Origin of the sequence: Pseudomonas sp. A-R-19 (assembly GCF_019956575.1) — a bacterium.
Taxonomy (GTDB): domain Bacteria; phylum Pseudomonadota; class Gammaproteobacteria; order Pseudomonadales; family Pseudomonadaceae; genus Aquipseudomonas.
On record NZ_JAHBDR010000011.1, the window covers coordinates 84,456 to 102,862 of the forward strand.

Genomic DNA, 18,407 nt, shown 5'->3' on the forward strand with positions numbered 1-18,407 from the left:
TGCGGCCCGACAACGCCGGGCCGCGACAGGATTAATGACTGACGTTGTCGACCGCGATGGCTTCGCCGCTGACATCGGCGTAGTGCGGTTGGCGTTTGGCGATGATCAGGTAGAGCATCCCGGCGATGCCGGCACCAATCAGCCAGGAGAACGGCGAGACGCGGTGAAAACCTGGCACCAGGGCCAGGACGATGGCGATCAACGCTGCAGGAATGAACGCCGCCACCGCGCGCAAATTGACGCCGCGGCTGTAGTAGTACGCGCCGTTGGGGTCTTCGCTATACAACTGCGGCACATTGACCTGGCCTTTTCGTACCAGCCAGTAGTCGACCATGATCACGCCGTACAACGGGCCGAGCAGCGCACCGAGGCCGGACAGGAAGTACACGATCACCAGCGGGCTGTTGTAGAGGTTCCACGGCAGGATCAGCACGGCGATGGTCGCGCTGATCAGCCCGGCGCGGCGGAAGGTCAGGTACTCAGCCACCCAGGCCCAAAGCGTACAGACCGATGGCGAACGAGTAGTTGGCAATGTTGTGAACGTCGTTGGTCCACAGGGCAAAGATGCTGTAGCGGCCCCAGCGCCGACCTTCGGACTTGGTCGGTGCCAGGTCCTTGTTGTGCAACCTGGGACTGAGCACCACGGGGGCGTGATGCGCCTGATTGTCGGCGGTGTGGGTGGAATGGGAGGAGGGTAGATCCAGCGCGATATTGTTATTGGAGAGACTAGTACGCATTCCGGCAGGCTCCTGATGCTCGACATCGCGATGACTGTGCATGAGCGTTGGCTCGACAAATCTTCGTCGCGGGCGGCGAATATCATTGGTTACGGGGCATCTGCAGCCTGTACGGGATAGGGCGCTTCAGGCTTGCGGATCTAAAGTGTGTGTATGTTTTGAGATAATTGTATACAAAACATGTATGCACTTAAGCTAGATCCATGCCAGTCGGACGTTCTATGAAAAGCGCTACTCATTTCGTTTTGTTATGGCTTTGCGCCAAGTTATTGAAAAAAAGACAATATAAATTGACCGATTGAACAGGTATTTATTTTGTAGCGGGAATTCAGGAGGGAGTGCGGGGGCAAGGCAGTCGGAGGGATGTAACTTTTGGGGGCGTAGAAAAAAAAGTGCACACATAAATGGTACCGATGGTGACATTCCTGTGTACACATTTTTTTTGGCTGTCACACCACTAATGTGGGAGCGGGCTTGCTCGCGAATGCGGTGTATCAGTCAGAAAATATATCGACTGACACTACGTTTTCGCGAGCAAGCCCGCTCCCACAGGGGGGATTTCACAGGGCAGGAAATCGAGGGTTATGCCTTGCTGATGATATTCCCTGCATGCAACCCGCATTCTTTCTGCGTCGCTTCTTCCCACCACCAGCGGCCTTCACGCTCATGCTGGTTCGGCAGTACCGGGCGGGTGCAGGGTTCGCAACCGATGCTGATGAAGCCGCGTTCATGCAGGCTGTTGTACGGCAGTTCGAGCATGCGGATGTAGCCCCAGATCTCTTCGCTGGTCATTTGCGCCAGCGGGTTGAACTTGTACAGGGTGCGTTCCGGGGTGGAGAACGCGGTGTCGATCTCCATCACCGCCACAGCGCTGCGGGTGCCGGGGCTCTGGTCCCGGCGCTGGCCGGTGGCCCAGGCTTTTACGCCGGACAGCTTGCGACGCAGCGGCTCGATCTTGCGGATGCCGCAGCATTCGCCATGGCCGTCCTTGTAGAAGCTGAACAGGCCCTTTTCCTTCACGAAGGGTTCGAGTTTGGTGTGGTCCGGCGACACCAGTTCGATGTCGATCTTGTAGTGCTCGCGCACCTGATCGATAAAGCGGTAGGTCTCGGGGTGCAGGCGGCCGGTGTCGAGGCTGAACACCTTGACGTTCTTGTTCAGCTTCCAGGCCATGTCCACCAGCACCACATCCTCGGCGCCGCTGAAAGATATCCACAGGTCATCGCCGAACTCGGCAAACGCGAGTTTCAGGATGTCCTGGGCGGATTTGTTGGCATGGGTCGTGGCGAGTTCCACGACGTCGAACGTTGGGCTCATCAGGGCGGCTTCCTACAGGTCGGTGGCGCTGGGCGCTCTATATGGGCCGATGGTAACAAAAAGCTGCACGGGCCGGGGCATCCTCTGCGTTGCGCAGGCAGGCCCGAGTCGCTAGAGTTCGGCAGTCTTTTTGCTCGCTCGACTCAATAATCAATACAAATGGGAGTGTCTTGTGGAAATTGCCTGTCTGGATCTTGAAGGTGTGCTGGTCCCGGAAATCTGGATCGCCTTCGCTGAAAAAACCGGGATCGAATCCCTCAGGGCCACCACCCGGGACATTCCCGACTACGACGTGCTGATGAAGCAGCGCCTGCGGATTCTCGACGAGCACGGCCTGAAGCTCTCCGACATCCAGGAAGTGATCGCTACGCTCAAGCCGCTGGACGGTGCGATCGAGTTCGTCGACTGGCTGCGCGAGCGCTTCCAGGTGGTGATCCTGTCGGACACTTTCTATGAGTTCTCCCAGCCGTTGATGCGCCAACTGGGCTTCCCGACTTTGCTCTGCCATCGCCTGATTACCGACGACAGCGGGCGAGTCACGGGCTACCAGCTGCGTCAGAAAGATCCCAAGCGTCAGTCGGTCCTGGCCTTCAAGAGCCTCTACTACCGGGTGATCGCGGCGGGGGATTCCTACAACGACACCACGATGCTGGGCGAGGCCGATGCCGGGATTCTGTTCCATGCACCGGATAACGTGATTGCCGAGTTCCCGCAGTTCCCGGCGGTGCACACGTTTGAGGAGCTGAAGCAGGAGTTCATCAAGGCTTCGAACCGGACCTTGAGCCTGTAACCCGATCCCCTGTGGCGAGGGGGCTTGCCCCCGTTGGGTCGCGAAGCGACCCCAAAACCTGACACTGCGCATCCTCAAATAGAGCGCGTGTAACGGTTTGCGACTGCTGCGCAGCCGAACGGGGGCAAGCCCCCTCGCCACAAAAGCGCTGTGTCAGAGGTTTTGCAGGGTATCGAGCAGCACCTTCACCTTGGTGATCGACTCCTGATACTCGGCCTGCCACTCGGAATCCGCAACAATCCCGCCGCCGCCCCAGCAACAGACCTGGCCATCCTTGACCAGCAAGCTGCGAATTGCGATCGAGCTGTCCATCTCGCCGCGCACGTCCAGGTACACCAATGAACCGCAATACAGCCCACGTCGGGTCGGCTCCAGTTCGTCGATGATCTGCATCGCCCGAATCTTTGGCGCGCCGGTAATCGAGCCGCCGGGGAAGCTGCCGGCGATCAGGTCCAGGGCGTCGCGGTCATCCGCGAGTTCGCCGGTGACGCTGCTCACCAGGTGATGCACGTTCGGATAGCTTTCCAGGCTGAACAATTCCGGCACCCGTACCGAACCTGTGCGGCAGGTGCGGCCGAGGTCATTGCGCAGCAGGTCGACGATCATCAGGTTTTCCGCGCGGTCCTTGGGACTGGCCAGCAGCTCGGCGGCGTTCGCGGCGTCTTGCCCGGGCGTCAGGCCACGAGGTCGAGTGCCCTTGATCGGGCGGGTCTCCACATGACCTTGGCTGACTTTGACGAAGCGTTCCGGTGAGAGGCTGAGTACAGCGTTGCCGTCAGGCAAGCTCTGGAAACCGGAAAAAGGCGTCGGGCACGCTGCGCGCAATGCGCAGTAAGCGGCCCACGAATCACCCTGGCAGGGCGCGCGAAACCGTTGGGCGAAGTTGACCTGGTAACAGTCGCCGGCCTGAATGTACTGCTGGATGCGTTCGATGGCCTGTTGATACTCGTCAGCGCTCAAGTCGGCGGTCATCGGGGTGAGCAGTTTGAAGGGGCCGACCACTTCCGCTACCGGCTGGCTGAACAGGTCGATCAGGCGCTGGCGTTCGCTGGCGGGCAGTGCCGGGTGGAACACCAGTTGGCTGGTCAGCGCAAGGTGATCGCTGATCAATGCCCAGCCATACAGGCCGAAACGCGCGTCAGGCAGTTGCAGGTCGTCCCGGGACTGGCTCGGCAGGCGCTCCAGATGGCGGCCGAAATCGTAACTCAGGTAGCCGATCAACCCGCCGGCAAACGGCAACTCATAAGGTGCTGGCAGAGAGGCTTCACCCAGGCGTGTCAGGTTATCGCGCAAGCGTTGCAGGAAATCTTCGCCACTTTCGTCGAGCGCTACCGTCAGCTGTTCCAGCGGCCAGGCGCTGAGCAGGTCATAACGGCCCCGGTCGGCGCTGGGGCGGCCGCTGTCGAGCAGCACGGCACCGGGGGCATGGCGAATCGCCGCGAAGTATTGGGCGGGGTTGGCACGATAGGGCAGCGGGTGTACGGAACAAGTCAGCATGGGCGGGGGAAATCAGCCATCGAGGCGGGGTGGCGATTGTAGTCCTCTGCAGGATTTGGTCCTAGAGGGATGTCGGAAAGAAGTATGTGGCCGCACATTCATGTGGCGAGGGGGCTTGCCCCCGTTGGGCTGCGCAGCGGCCCTCTGGTTTGTCAGGTAGACCAAGTCAGCCGGGGTTGCGACGGCTGCGCCGCCGAACGGGGGCAAGCCCCCTCGCCACAAGGGATCAAATCTCAACCGTAGGAATATGCCCGAACATCTCCTGCACAAACGCCACGCGCTCTTCGACCGTTTCAGTCACGCCACGAGCCTTTAGGTCTTCCAGTCGTGCTTCCACCGCATGCGTTCGTAACGTCAGCCCGCAATCGTTGGCAATCTGAATATTCAACCCCGGCCGGGCGTTGAGCTCCAGAATCAGCGGGCCTTTTTCCTGGTCCAGGACCATGTCGACACCGATGTAGCCCAACCCGCACAACTCATAACAGCCCGCGGCGAGTTTCATGAAACCGTCCCAGTAGGGCAGTTGCACGCCATCCACCGCGTTGGTGGTGTCCGGGTGTTTGTTGATGATGTTGTTCAGCCAGGTGCCGCGCAGGGTCAGGCCGGTGGCCAGGTCGACACCGACACCGATGGCGCCCTGGTGCAGGTTGGCCTTGCCGTTGGACTGGCGCGTCGGCAGGCGCAACATGGCCATGACCGGGTAGCCCATCAAGACAATGATGCGGATGTCCGGCACGCCTTCGTAACTGATGCTCTTGAAGATCTGGTCCGGAATCACGCGGTATTCAATCAGCGCGCGGTCGCGGTGACCGCCCAGGGAGTACAGGCCGGTCAGGATGCTGGAAACCTGGTGTTCGATTTCTTCGTGGCTGATGATCTTGCCGGACACCGTGCGGTACCGTCCCTCGAAACGGTCGGCAATCACCAGGATGCCGTCGCCACCGGCGCCCTGGGCCGGTTTGATCACGAAATCGTTGCGTCCGCCGATGATCTCGTCGAGATTGTCGATTTCCTTCTCGGTGGAGATCACGCCATACAACTCGGGCACATGGATGCCGGCGGCGATGGCGCGCTCCTTGGTGAGGATCTTGTCATCGACGATCGGGTACAGGCTGCGTTTGTTGTACTTGAGCACGTAGTCTGCATTGCGCCGATTGATCCCCATGATGCCCCGGGCTTCCAGGGCCTTCCAGGTCTTCCAGAGGCCGAACATCAGGCGTCAGCCTTCTTCAGGAAAGCCTTGAAGCGCACCAGTTCGGTCAGGCGATATCCGCGATAACGACCCATGGCCAGCATGAAGCCCACCAGGATCAGCAGGATTGCCGGGAAAGTGAACACGAAGTACACCAGTTCCGGAACGGTCATGATCAGGTGCGCCAGGGACGCGGCGAACAGCGTGCCGATGGCCACTTTCATGGCATGGCCGCCGCCGCGCTCTTCCCAGGTAATCGACAGGCGTTCGATGGTCATGGTCAGGATCACCATCGGGAACAGCGCCACCGACAAGCCTCGCTCCAGGCCGAGTTTGTGGCTGAACAGGCTGATCGCCGCGATCAGCACCACCACGAACGTCAGTACCACCGACAGCCTCGGCAGCATTTGCAGCTTCAGGTGTTCGAGGTAGGACCGTAGCGACAGGCCCAGCGCCGTGATGATGGTAAACAGCACGATGCCGAAGCCGAGCTGGGTTTCGCGGAAGGCCAGGGCGATCAGCACCGGGGTGAAGGTGCCGAGGGTCTGGATGCCGATCAGGTTGCGCAGGATCAGGATCACCAGCACGCCGATCGGGATCATCACCATGATCATGAAGGTCTGCTGGGTTTGCAGCGGCAGGCCGTACAGCGAGTACTCGAGGAAGTTGGCGTCGGTGTTTTCGTCGGTCAGCTTGGCCAGGCGAATGGCGTTCATTTCGCTGTTGTTCAGGCTGAAGGTCACGTTGGCTTTCTTGCCGCCATCGACGGTGATCAGGTTTTCGTCGCCGGTCCACCACAGCAGGCGGTCGGTCGGCAGGCCCTGTTCACCGGTTTCCGGGTTGAAGTACAGCCAGTCGGTGCCATTGAAACTGCGCAGCCACAGTTCCGGTACTTGCGGCTGGTCGGCCACCAGGCGGATGGTGTGGACCTTCTCGATCGGCACGTGGGCGATGGACAGCAGCAACTCGACGATTTTCGCCTTGTGCGCGGTGGATGGATCACCGGCCAGCAACAGTTTCACGTTGTCGTCGTTGAGATTGTTGACCCGCTTGATCGCTTCGCCGACGAAGGTTTCGACGTCGGCCGAGTGCTGGCGAATGGGGGCGAGCAGGGCTTCGGCGGCGATCTTTTCCGGCCCTTCGATGGCGACGCTGTCACGGAAGGTCGGGCCTTTGATCTTGGCTTTCTCGCCGGAGTAACGCTTGGTCAGCACGAGGCGGTAGTAAAGCGTCTGATTGCCTTTGGCCCGGCGCGCCGACCAGGTGACCTTGCGGTTGCCGTCGACCCGGTTCACGGCCACGCCGTAATTATTGGAGATGAAGCTCTCGTTGAGGCTGACGAAGTCGCGGCTTAGCGGCGGCACGAACATCTGGATCTTGACCGGATCCTTGGCGCTGGCGACGAACTCGACCTTGGCGTCGATGTTCCACAGGTCGTCAGTGGCGTCTTCGGTCACCGGGATGCCCAGTACGAAGATCTGATAGGCCGTAACTGAAATGCCCAGCACCACCAGGATGGCGATCAGCAGTTTCAGATGAAGGGTAAGAGAGCGCATTTAAATTACTCGGCGGTATAAGCGTCGGTGGTGCAGGCGGGTTTGCCGGCAGCATATTTAAGGCTGGGGTCAACCAGTGCATCGAAGCGTTTGAGTGCTTCGGAGCCAATCAGGAGCGGGTATTGGAAAGCGCTGCGGTCGGTCAGGTTCACTTCGATGCTGCGCAGGGCCGAGCCCATGCAGATGTCCAGTTCGATCACGGGGCGGGCGGTGTACTTCTTGCCTTCCTCCGGGTCGTAGTCGCCGGCCCGGCGCTTGATCTTGCTGACACGGGCCAGTGGGCGTTCGATCGGGTGCGAATGGGCGGCGTCGATGGCCAGGTAAAAGCGCACCCACGACTCGCCGTTGCGTTTGAAGCGTTTGATATCCCGTGCACTCAGGGAAGCGGTTTTCGCCCCGGTGTCGAGTTTGGCCGCCACTTCCAGATCGATGCCATTGAGCGAGGCGTACTCATTCAGGCCATACACGGTCTTTTCCCCGGCCATTGCGAAGCCGGGCAGGCATAAGAAATAAAGAAAGGTAGGGAAGGGCTTGAGTCTCATAAATCCTGGTGCGCAGCGGTCCGACTTGATTCAAGGCCCTGGCATTGCTGCGCAAGCTCCCTCGTATGCCTATCAGGGTTTCGTGACAGACAGTGCAGATGTGACAAACAAATGCGGGCGGCATTCTAGCACGGTGGTTTGATGGCGCCAGCGCTGGCCGGTGGCTATAAATAGACGGGTTGCTTCGTTATGGTGCAACCGGTTATCAGAAGATTGTCGACAATATCTATTTATCCTTTGACTGATGCGCCTGTATTCGTTAGTTTTTACGGCATTGGCTTACAAGGTGTCGACAATATGCTGGATCAACTCGATCCCCCGGTTTCTACGCAAGACGATACGGAGACGCTTTCCGAGAACGTCTTCCGCCGCATTCAGGCGGCTATCGTCAAAGGCGATATCGCCCCGGGCAGCAAAATCTCCGAACCGGAACTGGCACGCACCTACGGCATCAGCCGTGGCCCGTTGCGCGAGGCCATCCACCGTCTGGAAGGCCAGCGCCTGCTGGTTCGCGTGCCGCATGTCGGCGCCCGGGTGGTGTCGCTCAACCACGCCGAACTGATTGAGCTATACGAAATCCGCGAATCCCTGGAAGGCATGGCCTGTCGCCTGGCCGCCGAGCGCATGAGCCTCGAGGAAATCGACGAACTGCGTCGGGTCCTGGAAACCCACGAGCGCGATGAGGCGTTTCAGGCAGGGCGTGGCTACTACCAGCAGGAAGGCGATTTCGACTTCCACTACCGAATCATCCAGGGCAGCGGCAACCGCACGCTGACCCAAATGCTCTGTGGCGAGCTGTATCAACTGGTGCGCATGTACCGCATCCAGTTTTCCACCACGCCCAATCGCCCGCACCAGGCGTTCGCCGAGCACCACCGCATTCTCGATGCCATCGCCGACCGTGACGGTGAGCTGGCCGAGTTGTTGATGCGCCGTCATATCGGCGCCTCCAAACGCAACATCGCCCGTCATTACCAGGACGGCGCTAACCCGACAGCCAAACGAGGTGAGTCATGAGTTTGAACAAGAGCACTCCAGGCCAGCGTTTCCGCGATGCGGTCGCCAGCGAGCATCCATTGCAAGTGGTCGGCGCGATCAACGCCAACCACGCGCTGCTGGCCAAGCGCGCCGGTTTCAAGGCGATCTACCTGTCGGGTGGCGGGGTGGCTGCCGGCTCCCTGGGCCTGCCTGACTTGGGCATTACCGGCCTGGATGACGTGCTGACTGACGTGCGCCGTATCACTGACGTCTGCGACCTGCCGCTGTTGGTGGACGTGGACACCGGTTTCGGTTCCTCGGCGTTCAACGTGGCCCGTACCGTGAAGTCGATGATCAAGTTCGGCGCGGCGGCGATTCACATCGAAGACCAGGTTGGCGCCAAGCGCTGCGGCCACCGTCCTAATAAAGAGATCGTGACCCAGCAGGAAATGGTCGACCGCATCAAGGCCGCCGTCGATGCCCGTACCGACGACAGCTTCGTGATCATGGCCCGTACCGACGCCCTGGCGGTGGAAGGTCTGGAATCTGCCCTGGATCGCGCCGCCGCGTGCATCGAGGCGGGCGCCGACATGATCTTCCCGGAAGCCATCACCGAACTGGACATGTACAAGCTGTTCGCCAGTCGTGTGAAAGCGCCGATCCTGGCCAACATCACCGAGTTCGGCGCGACCCCGCTGTACACCACCGAGCAACTCGCCGCTGTCGACGTGTCGCTGGTGCTGTACCCGCTGTCGGCCTTCCGCGCCATGAACAAGGCGGCGGAAAACGTCTACACCGCACTGCGCCGCGATGGCACGCAGGCGAACGTCATCGACACCATGCAGACCCGCATGGAGCTTTACGATCGCATCGACTACCACACCTTCGAGCAGAAGCTCGATGCGTTGTTTGCCGCGAAGAAGTAAACACCGTGTACCTGTAGGAGCGAGCCTGCTCGCGATGGACGTCAACGATAACGCGGGTAGCCTGATGCCCCGCAGTGCAGCGTCCACCATCGCGAGCAAGCTTGCTCCTACAGGAAGCGAGATAAGTTTCTCTGACAAATTCAAGAAAAATTGGAGACAGCACAAATGGCCGAAGCAAAAGTACTCAGTGGCGCCGGGCTCCGTGGCCAGGTTGCCGGGCAAACCGCACTGTCCACCGTGGGCCAGTCGGGTGCCGGTCTGACCTATCGTGGTTATGACGTTCGTGAACTGGCGGCTGACGCACAGTTTGAAGAAGTCGCTTACCTGCTGCTGTACGGCGAACTGCCGAGCAAAGCGCAACTGAACGCCTACATCACCAAGCTGAGCAAGCTGCGTGACCTGCCGCAAGCGCTGAAAGAAGTGCTGGAACGCATCCCCGCCGACGCCCACCCGATGGACGTGATGCGCACTGGCTGCTCGTTCCTGGGTAACCTGGAACCGGAGAACAATTTCTCCGAGCAGCACGACAAGACCGACCGCCTGCTGGCGGCGTTCCCGGCGATCATGACCTACTGGTATCGCTTCAGCCACGAAGGCAAGCGCATCGATTGCGTGAGCGACGAGCAGTCCATCGGCGGCCACTTCCTGCACCTGCTGCACGGCAAGAAACCGAGCGAGCTGCACGTCAAGGTGATGAACGTTTCGCTGATCCTCTACGCGGAGCACGAGTTCAACGCATCGACCTTCACCGCACGTGTCTGTGCGTCGACCCTGTCCGACCTGTATTCGTGCATCACTGCGGCCATCGGCTCGCTGCGCGGCCCGCTGCACGGCGGCGCCAACGAAGCGGCGATGGAAATGATCGAGCGTTTCTCTTCGCCGGAAGACGCGATCAAGGGCACCCTCGGCATGCTCGAGCGCAAGGACAAGATCATGGGCTTCGGCCACGCGATCTATAAGGACAACGATCCGCGCAATGAAGTGATCAAGGGCTGGTCGAAAAAACTCGCTGACGAAGTAGGCGACAAGGTGTTGTTCCCAGTGTCCGAAGCCATCGACAAGACCATGTGGGAACAGAAGAAACTGTTCCCGAACGCCGACTTCTACCATGCCTCGGCGTACCACTTCATGGGCATTCCGACCAAGTTGTTCACACCGATTTTCGTTTGCTCGCGCCTGACCGGCTGGGCTGCACACGTGTACGAGCAGCGCGCCAACAACCGCATCATCCGTCCAAGCGCCGAGTACACCGGCGTTGAACAGCGCAAGTTCGTACCAATCGAACAACGCTGAATGGTGGAGGCTACCGCACGGGTTACTGACTGAACCGGGAACTACTGTGGGAGCGGGCTTGCTCGCGAAGACGGACTGACATCCAACATTGATGTTGACTGATACACCGCTTTCGCGAGCAAGCCCGCTCCCACATTTGACCGAGTCCAGTTCAGTACCGGTGCCAGGCCCCGCCTTTTGTAACTACCGTGACCGAGTCCTGACGATGAACACACAATTCCGTAAACCGCTGCCCGGCAGCCACCTGGATTACTTCGATGTCCGCGCAGCGGTCGAGGCGATCCAGCCTGGCGCCTACGACACCCTGCCGTACACCTCCCGTGTGCTGGCGGAAAACCTTGTGCGTCGCTGCGACCCGGCCACGCTCACCGAATCCCTCAAGCAATTCATCGAACGCAAGCGCGACCTCGATTTCCCGTGGTTCCCGGCCCGCGTGGTGTGCCACGACATTCTTGGCCAGACCGCGCTGGTCGACCTCGCCGGCCTGCGTGACGCCATCGCCCTGCAAGGCGGTGACCCTGCGCAAGTCAACCCGGTGGTGCCGACGCAGTTGATCGTCGACCACTCCCTGGCTGTCGAGCGTGGTGGCTTCGATCCGCAGGCGTTCGAAAAGAACCGCGCCATCGAAGACCGTCGCAACGAAGATCGCTTCCACTTCATCAACTGGACCAAGAAGGCGTTCAAGAACGTTGACGTGATCCCGCCGGGCAACGGCATCATGCACCAGATCAACCTGGAGAAAATGTCTCCGGTGATCCAGGTGCGTGACGGCGTGGCGTTCCCCGACACTTGCGTCGGCACCGACAGCCACACTCCGCACGTCGATGCACTGGGCGTGATCGCCATCGGTGTCGGTGGCCTTGAAGCCGAAAGCGTGATGCTCGGCCGCGCATCGTGGATGCGTCTGCCGGAAAGCGTTGGCGTCGAACTGACTGGCAAGTTGCAACCGGGCATCACCGCCACCGACATGGTGCTGGCGCTGACCGAGTTCCTGCGCAAGCAAAAAGTGGTTGGCGCATGGCTGGAGTTCTTCGGCGAAGGCGCATCAAGGCTGACCCTCGGCGACCGCGCGACCATTTCCAACATGGCTCCGGAATACGGCGCCACCGCGGCAATGTTCTACATCGACCAGCAGACCATCGACTACCTCAAGCTCACCGGCCGTGAAGACGAGCAGGTGCAGTTGGTCGAGAACTACGCCAAGCAGGTCGGCCTGTGGGCTGACAGCCTTAAAGGCGCGCAATACGAGCGCGGCCTGACCTTCGACCTGTCCTCGGTCGTGCGCAACATGGCCGGCCCGAGCAACCCGCACGCCCGTGTAGCGGTTTCCGATCTGGCAGCCAAAGGCATTTCCGGCCAATGGGACGATGTGCCGGGCCAAATGCCGGATGGCGCGGTGATCATTGCCGCCATCACCAGCTGCACCAACACCAGCAACCCGCGCAACGTGATCGCCGCCGGCCTGCTGGCGCGCAACGCCAACAAGCTCGGCCTGACCCGCAAGCCATGGGTCAAGTCGTCCCTGGCACCAGGTTCGAAAACCGTGGCGCTGTACCTCGATGAAGCCGGCTTGACCGATGAGCTGGACAAGCTCGGTTTCGGCGTCGTCGCCTTCGCCTGCACCACCTGCAACGGCATGTCCGGCGCACTGGACCCGGTGATCCAGCAAGAGATCATCGACCGCGACCTGTACGCCACTGCGGTGTTGTCCGGCAACCGTAACTTCGACGGCCGGATTCACCCGTACGCCAAGCAGGCCTTCCTCGCATCGCCGCCACTGGTGGTCGCTTACGCCATCGCCGGCACCATCCGTTTCGACATCGAAAAAGACGTGCTGGGCGTGGTCGATGGCAAGGAAATCCGCCTGAAGGACATCTGGCCGAGCGACGAAGAAATCGACGCCGTGGTGAAAGCTTCGGTGAAGCCTGAGCAATTCCGTCAGGTCTACATCCCGATGTTCGCCATCCACGAAGACACCGGTCCGAAAGTCGCGCCGCTGTACGAGTGGCGCGAAATGAGCACCTACATCCGCCGTCCGCCGTACTGGGAAGGTGCGTTGGCCGGAGCACGTCCGCTCAAGGGTATGCGTCCGCTGGCCGTGCTGCCGGACAACATCACCACCGATCACCTGTCGCCGTCCAACGCGATCATGATGGACAGCGCCGCTGGCGAATACCTGGCGAAAATGGGCCTGCCGGAAGAGGACTTCAACTCTTACGCGACGCACCGTGGTGACCACCTGACCGCGCAGCGCGCGACCTTCGCCAACCCGAAACTGTTCAACGAAATGGTTCAGGAAAACGGCAAGGTCAAGCAGGGTTCGCTGGCCCGTGTCGAGCCGGAAGGCAAAGTGATGCGCATGTGGGAAGCGATCGAGACCTACATGGATCGCAAGCAGCCGCTGATCATCATCGCAGGTGCCGATTACGGTCAGGGTTCGTCCCGCGACTGGGCGGCCAAGGGCGTGCGCCTGGCGGGTGTGGAAGCGATTGCCGCCGAAGGTTTCGAGCGCATTCACCGCACCAACCTGGTGGGCATGGGCGTGTTGCCGCTGGAATTCAAAGCGGGCACCAACCGCCACACCCTGGCCATCGACGGCAGCGAAACCTACGACGTGATTGGCGAGCGCACCCCGCGTGCCGAGCTGACACTGGTGATCCATCGCAAGAACGGCGAACGCGTCGATGTGCCGGTGACCTGCCGCCTCGACACCGCCGAAGAAGTGTCGATCTACGAGGCCGGCGGCGTGTTGCAACGCTTCGCCCAGGACTTCCTCGAAGAATCGGCGGTCGCCGTCTAACACACGCTTTGCAGACACGGGACCTTGAGTCCCGTGTCTGTTTTCAGATCAGGAGTAAGCAGCACCATGGCTCACGCAGCTCAGATCAAGATTCCCGCGACCTACATGCGCGGCGGCACCAGTAAAGGTGTGTTTTTCAGCCTGAAGGATTTGCCTGAAGCCGCACAGGTCCCAGGCCCGGCCCGCGACGCGTTGCTGCTGCGCGTGATCGGCAGCCCCGATCCGTATGACAAGCAAATCGACGGCATGGGCGGCGCGACCTCCAGCACCAGCAAAACCGTGATCCTGTCGAAAAGCATCAAGGCCGATCACGACGTTGATTACCTGTTCGGTCAAGTCTCCATCGACAAGCCATTCGTGGACTGGAGCGGCAACTGCGGCAACCTGTCGGCGGCCGTCGGTTCGTTCGCGGTCAGCAACGGTCTGGTCGACGCCAGCCGCATCCCGCACAACGGCGTGGCCGTGGTTCGCGTGTGGCAGGCCAATATCGGCAAGACCATCATCGCCCACGTGCCGATCACCAATGGTGAAGTGCAGGAGACCGGTGATTTCGAACTCGACGGCGTGACCTTCCCGGCCGCAGAGGTGCAGATCGAGTTTCTCGATCCGGCGGCGGAAGAAGAGGGTGGCGGCGGTTCGATGTTCCCTACCGGCAACCTGGTGGATGACCTGGAAGTACCCGGCGTCGGGACCTTCAAGGCGACCATGATCAACGCTGGCATCCCGACAATTTTTATCAATGCCGAAGACATCGGCTACAAGGGCACCGAGTTGCAGGGCGCGATCAATGGCGACCCGAAAGCCTTGCAGATGTTCGAAACCATTCGTGCTTATGGCGCACTGCGCATGGGCCTGATTGCCAAGGTCGACGAAGCGGCCAAGCGCCAACACACGCCGAAAGTCGCCTTCGTGGCCAAGCCGGCGGACTACGTTTCGTCCAGCGGCAAAGCCGTTGCGGCAGGCGATGTCGACCTGCTGGTGCGTGCGCTGTCCATGGGCAAGCTGCACCACGCGATGATGGGCACGGCGGCAGTCGCAATCGGCACGGCGGCAGCGATCACCGGCACTCTGGTTAACCTCGCAGCGGGTGGCACCGAACGCAACGCAGTGCGCTTCGGCCACCCGTCCGGCACCTTGCGCGTCGGCGCCGAGGCCAGCCAGGTCAACGGCGAATGGACCGTGAACAAGGCGATCATGAGTCGCAGTGCGCGGGTGTTGATGGAAGGGTTTGTGCGGGTGCCGGGGGATTCGTTCTGATCGGCACATAACATTGTAGGAGCGAGCTTGCTCGCGATGGAGTGTCATTCACATTGGTGTCGACTGACACACCATCGCGAGCAGGCTCGCTCCTACAGTTGATCTTCGCTGGAGATTTACTTGAAACGCCGCTCCACACCTTTCTCCACGAGTATCTTCGCGGAGATCTCTTCCACGGAGAAATGCGTGGAGTTGATGTTCGGAATGTTTTCGCGGCGGAACAGGTTCTCCACCTCGCGCACTTCGAACTCGCACTGGGCGTAGCTCGAATAGCGGCTGTTGGGCTTGCGCTCGTTGCGGATCGCGGTGAGGCGGTCCGGGTCGATGGTCAGGCCGAACAGTTTGTGCTGGTGGGCGCGCAGGGCGGGCGGCAGTTGCAGACGCTCCATGTCGTCTTCGGTCAGCGGGTAGTTGGCTGCGCGGATACCGAATTGCATCGCCATGTACAGGCACGTCGGCGTCTTACCACATCGCGACACGCCCACTAGTATCAGGTCGGCCTTGTCGTAATAGTGCGTGCGGGCACCGTCGTCGTTGTCGAGGGCGAAGTTAACGGCCTCGATACGCTCCATGTAATTGGTATTGGCACCGATGGAATGGGATTTGCCCACGGTGTAGGAAGAATGCTCGGTCAGTTCCTGTTCAAGCGGTGCCAGGAACGTCGAGAAAATGTCGATCATGAAACCATTCGAGGTAGCGAGAATCTCACGAATGTCCTGATTGACGATGGTGTCGAAGATAATCGGACGGAAGCCGTCGGTTTCGGCGGCTTTGTTGATTTGTTGTACCATGGCCCGCGCTTTGTCCACGTTGTCGATGTACGGCCGCGTGACTTTGCTGAAGGTAATGTTTTCGAACTGCGCCAGAAGGCTTTGACCCAGGGTTTCGGCGGTAATGCCGGTACCATCGGAGATAAAGAAAGCAGATCGTTTCATTTGCACCTTGGGCCTTAAGCTAGTGACGAATCTTGGATATGATAGGCGCGATTTGCCGGCCGCCAATGGCCCGCATTCTCACTTATTTTCCAGGTCCAGGCCATATAGCCGGCAAATGCTCACTTAAGCAGCCGGTTTCTGAGCTTATCCAACACAGTTAGTGGAGAGATCACCTTGGTAGAGTACGTAGTTTCCCTCGACAAGCTCGGCAAAGACGACGTTGAGCACGTGGGGGGCAAGAACGCATCCCTGGGCGAGATGATCAGCAACCTTGCAGGTGCCGGTGTATCGGTGCCCGGTGGCTTCGCCACGACCGCTCAGGCGTATCGTGATTTCCTGGAACTGAGCGGCCTGAATCAGCAGATTCACGACGCGCTCGATGCTCTCGACGTCGATGACGTGAATGCCCTGGCCAAGACCGGTGCCCAGATCCGTCAGTGGATCATGGAAGCCGAGTTCCCTGAAAAATTGAATGCCGAAATCCGTACCGCGTTCGCCGCGCTGTCCGCCGGCAACCCTGACGTGGCCGTGGCCGTGCGTTCTTCCGCCACCGCCGAAGACTTGCCGGACGCTTCCTTCGCCGGCCAGCAGGAAACCTTCCTGAACATCCGTGGTGTCGAAAACGTCATTCGCGCGGCCAAAGAGGTGTTCGCCTCTCTGTTCAACGACCGCGCCATTTCCTATCGCGTGCACCAGGGCTTCGACCACAAGTTGGTTGCCCTGTCCGCTGGCGTGCAGCGCATGGTCCGTTCGGAAACCGGCACTGCCGGCGTGATGTTCACCCTCGATACCGAATCGGGTTTCCGTGACGTGGTGTTCATCACCGGCGCCTACGGCCTGGGTGAAACCGTCGTACAAGGCGCGGTGAACCCGGATGAGTTCTACGTCCACAAAGGCACGCTGGCCGCCGGTCGGCCTGCGATCCTGCGCCGCAACCTGGGCAGCAAGGCCATCAAGATGATCTACGGCGACGAGGCCAAGGCCGGTCGTTCGGTCAAGACCGTCGATGTGGACAAGGCTGAGCGCGCACGTTTCTGCCTGACCGACGCTGAAGTCAGCGAGCTGGCCAAGCAGGCGATGATCATCGAGAAGCACTACAAGTGCCCGATGGACATCGAGTGGGCCAAGGACGGTGACGACGGCAAGCTGTACATCGTGCAGGCCCGTCCGGAAACCGTGAAGAGCCGCACCCAGGCCAACGTCATGGAACGTTACCTGTTGAAAGAGACCGGCACCGTGCTGGTGGAAGGTCGCGCTATCGGCCAGCGCATCGGCGCCGGCAAGGTGCGCATCATCAAGGACGTGTCCGAGATGGACAAGGTCCAGCCAGGTGACGTACTGGTTTCCGACATGACCGACCCGGACTGGGAACCGGTCATGAAGCGCGCCAGCGCCATCGTCACCAACCGTGGCGGCCGTACCTGCCACGCGGCGATCATCGCCCGTGAACTGGGTATTCCAGCGGTAGTAGGTTGCGGCAACGCCACCCAGCTGTTGAAAGACGGCCAGGGCGTGACCGTTTCCTGCGCTGAAGGCGACACCGGTTTCATCTTCGAAGGCGAACTGGGCTTCGATATCAAGAAAAACTCCGTCGACGCCATGCCGGACCTGCCGTTCAAGATCATGATGAACGTCGGCAACCCGGACCGCGCCTTTGACTTCGCGCAACTGCCGAACGCCGGTGTGGGCTTGGCCCGCCTGGAGTTCATCATCAACCGCATGATCGGCGTGCACCCTAAGGCACTGCTGAACTACGACGGCTTGCCGCTGGAAATCAAGGAAAGCGTCGACAAGCGCATTGCCGGTTACGACGATCCTGTCGGTTTCTACGTCGAGAAACTCGTCGAAGGCATCAGCACCCTGGCTGCAGCGTTCTGGCCGAAAAAGGTCATCGTGCGTCTGTCGGACTTCAAGTCCAACGAATACGCCAACCTGATCGGCGGCAAGCTCTACGAGCCGGAAGAAGAAAACCCGATGCTGGGCTTCCGCGGTGCGTCGCGCTACATCAGCGAATCGTTCCGTGATTGCTTCGAACTCGAATGCCGCGCCCTCAAGCGTGTGCGCAACGAGATGGGCCTGACCAACGTTGAAATCATGGTGCCGTTCGTCCGTACCCTGGGCGAAGCGAGCCAGGTGGTCGACCTGCTGGCAGAAAACGGCCTGGCCCGTGGCCAGAACGGCCTGCGCGTGATCATGATGTGCGAACTGCCGTCCAACGCCATCCTGGCGGAAGAATTCCTGGAATTCTTCGACGGTTTCTCCATCGGCTCCAACGACCTGACTCAGCTGACCCTGGGCCTGGACCGTGACTCCGGGATCATCGCGCACCTGTTCGATGAGCGTAATCCGGCGGTCAAGAAGCTGCTGGCCAACGCCATTGCCGCCTGCAACAAGGCCGGCAAATACATCGGCATCTGCGGCCAGGGTCCTTCGGACCACCCGGACCTGGCCAAATGGCTGATGGAACAGGGTATCGAAAGTGTTTCGTTGAACCCGGACTCCGTACTGGAAACCTGGTTCTTCCTGGCAGAAGGTCAAGCTTCGGCCTGATCCTGTAAAAACGGACCGCTCCCCCTGTAGGAGCGAG

The 18,407-nt window shown here is 60.3% G+C and carries 13 protein-coding genes and 1 pseudogene; 7 read left to right on the forward strand and 7 right to left on the reverse strand.

Annotated elements, in window-relative coordinates:
• Positions 1-31 precede the first annotated feature (31 nt).
• Positions 32-737: pseudogene (locus KGA88_RS00720) on the reverse strand (cytosine permease).
• Between the two features lie 582 nt (positions 738-1,319).
• Positions 1,320-2,054, reverse strand: coding sequence for a phosphoadenylyl-sulfate reductase (locus tag KGA88_RS00725; protein ID WP_223588222.1), 735 nt, complete (start codon positions 2,052-2,054; stop codon positions 1,320-1,322).
• 172 nt (positions 2,055-2,226) lie between these two features.
• On the opposite strand from KGA88_RS00725, the gene thrH reads away from it, so the two are divergent.
• The gene (thrH, locus tag KGA88_RS00730; protein WP_102702772.1) at positions 2,227-2,844 is read left to right on the forward strand and encodes a bifunctional phosphoserine phosphatase/homoserine phosphotransferase ThrH; all 618 of its coding nucleotides are present in this window, start codon (positions 2,227-2,229) and stop codon (positions 2,842-2,844) included.
• Positions 2,845-2,997: 153 nt separating this feature from the next.
• On the opposite strand, the gene pabB is transcribed toward thrH, so the two are convergent.
• From pabB to KGA88_RS00750, 4 genes are all read right to left on the reverse strand, one after another.
• Positions 2,998-4,341, reverse strand: coding sequence for an aminodeoxychorismate synthase component I (pabB, locus tag KGA88_RS00735; RefSeq protein ID WP_223588225.1), 1,344 nt, complete (start codon positions 4,339-4,341; stop codon positions 2,998-3,000).
• 226 nt (positions 4,342-4,567) lie between these two features.
• Positions 4,568-5,554, reverse strand: a complete 987-nt coding sequence (locus KGA88_RS00740) for an alpha-L-glutamate ligase-like protein (protein ID WP_110661523.1) — start codon at positions 5,552-5,554, stop codon at positions 4,568-4,570.
• Positions 5,554-7,089 (reverse strand): inactive transglutaminase family protein, encoded by a 1,536-nt coding sequence (locus tag KGA88_RS00745; RefSeq protein WP_110661525.1) that lies wholly within the window; start codon positions 7,087-7,089, stop codon positions 5,554-5,556. The genes KGA88_RS00740 and KGA88_RS00745 overlap by 1 nt, the downstream gene beginning before the upstream one ends.
• A gap of 5 nt (positions 7,090-7,094) precedes the next feature.
• Positions 7,095-7,631, reverse strand: coding sequence for an ATP-dependent zinc protease (locus KGA88_RS00750; RefSeq protein WP_110661527.1), 537 nt, complete (start codon positions 7,629-7,631; stop codon positions 7,095-7,097).
• A gap of 297 nt (positions 7,632-7,928) precedes the next feature.
• Between KGA88_RS00750 and KGA88_RS00755 the strand changes: the two genes are divergently transcribed.
• The 5 genes from KGA88_RS00755 (at position 7,929) to prpF (ending at position 14,885) form a co-directional block, all read left to right on the forward strand.
• Positions 7,929-8,648, forward strand: a complete 720-nt coding sequence (locus KGA88_RS00755) for a GntR family transcriptional regulator (protein ID WP_008048579.1) — start codon at positions 7,929-7,931, stop codon at positions 8,646-8,648.
• Positions 8,645-9,535, forward strand: a complete 891-nt coding sequence (prpB, locus tag KGA88_RS00760) for a methylisocitrate lyase (protein WP_007971535.1) — start codon at positions 8,645-8,647, stop codon at positions 9,533-9,535. Before KGA88_RS00755 ends, prpB begins: the two co-directional genes overlap by 4 nt.
• Before the next feature lie 165 nt (positions 9,536-9,700).
• Positions 9,701-10,828 carry a 2-methylcitrate synthase gene (gene prpC / locus KGA88_RS00765; protein ID WP_046042905.1) on the forward strand — a complete coding sequence of 376 codons (1,128 nt, stop codon included), beginning with the start codon at positions 9,701-9,703 and terminating at the stop codon, positions 10,826-10,828.
• 205 nt (positions 10,829-11,033) lie between these two features.
• Complete coding sequence (gene acnD / locus KGA88_RS00770; RefSeq protein WP_110658864.1) at positions 11,034-13,628, forward strand: Fe/S-dependent 2-methylisocitrate dehydratase AcnD; 2,595 nt, start codon at positions 11,034-11,036, stop codon at positions 13,626-13,628.
• 66 nt (positions 13,629-13,694) lie between these two features.
• The gene (gene prpF / locus KGA88_RS00775; protein WP_223588228.1) at positions 13,695-14,885 is read left to right on the forward strand and encodes a 2-methylaconitate cis-trans isomerase PrpF; all 1,191 of its coding nucleotides are present in this window, start codon (positions 13,695-13,697) and stop codon (positions 14,883-14,885) included.
• 116 nt (positions 14,886-15,001) lie between these two features.
• Here the strand turns inward: prpF and KGA88_RS00780 are convergent, their stop codons facing one another.
• The gene (locus KGA88_RS00780; RefSeq protein ID WP_223588231.1) at positions 15,002-15,820 is read right to left on the reverse strand and encodes a pyruvate, water dikinase regulatory protein; all 819 of its coding nucleotides are present in this window, start codon (positions 15,818-15,820) and stop codon (positions 15,002-15,004) included.
• Between the two features lie 174 nt (positions 15,821-15,994).
• On the opposite strand from KGA88_RS00780, the gene ppsA reads away from it, so the two are divergent.
• Positions 15,995-18,370 carry a phosphoenolpyruvate synthase gene (gene ppsA / locus KGA88_RS00785; protein WP_110658868.1) on the forward strand — a complete coding sequence of 792 codons (2,376 nt, stop codon included), beginning with the start codon at positions 15,995-15,997 and terminating at the stop codon, positions 18,368-18,370.
• The last annotated feature ends 37 nt before the right edge of the window (positions 18,371-18,407 follow it).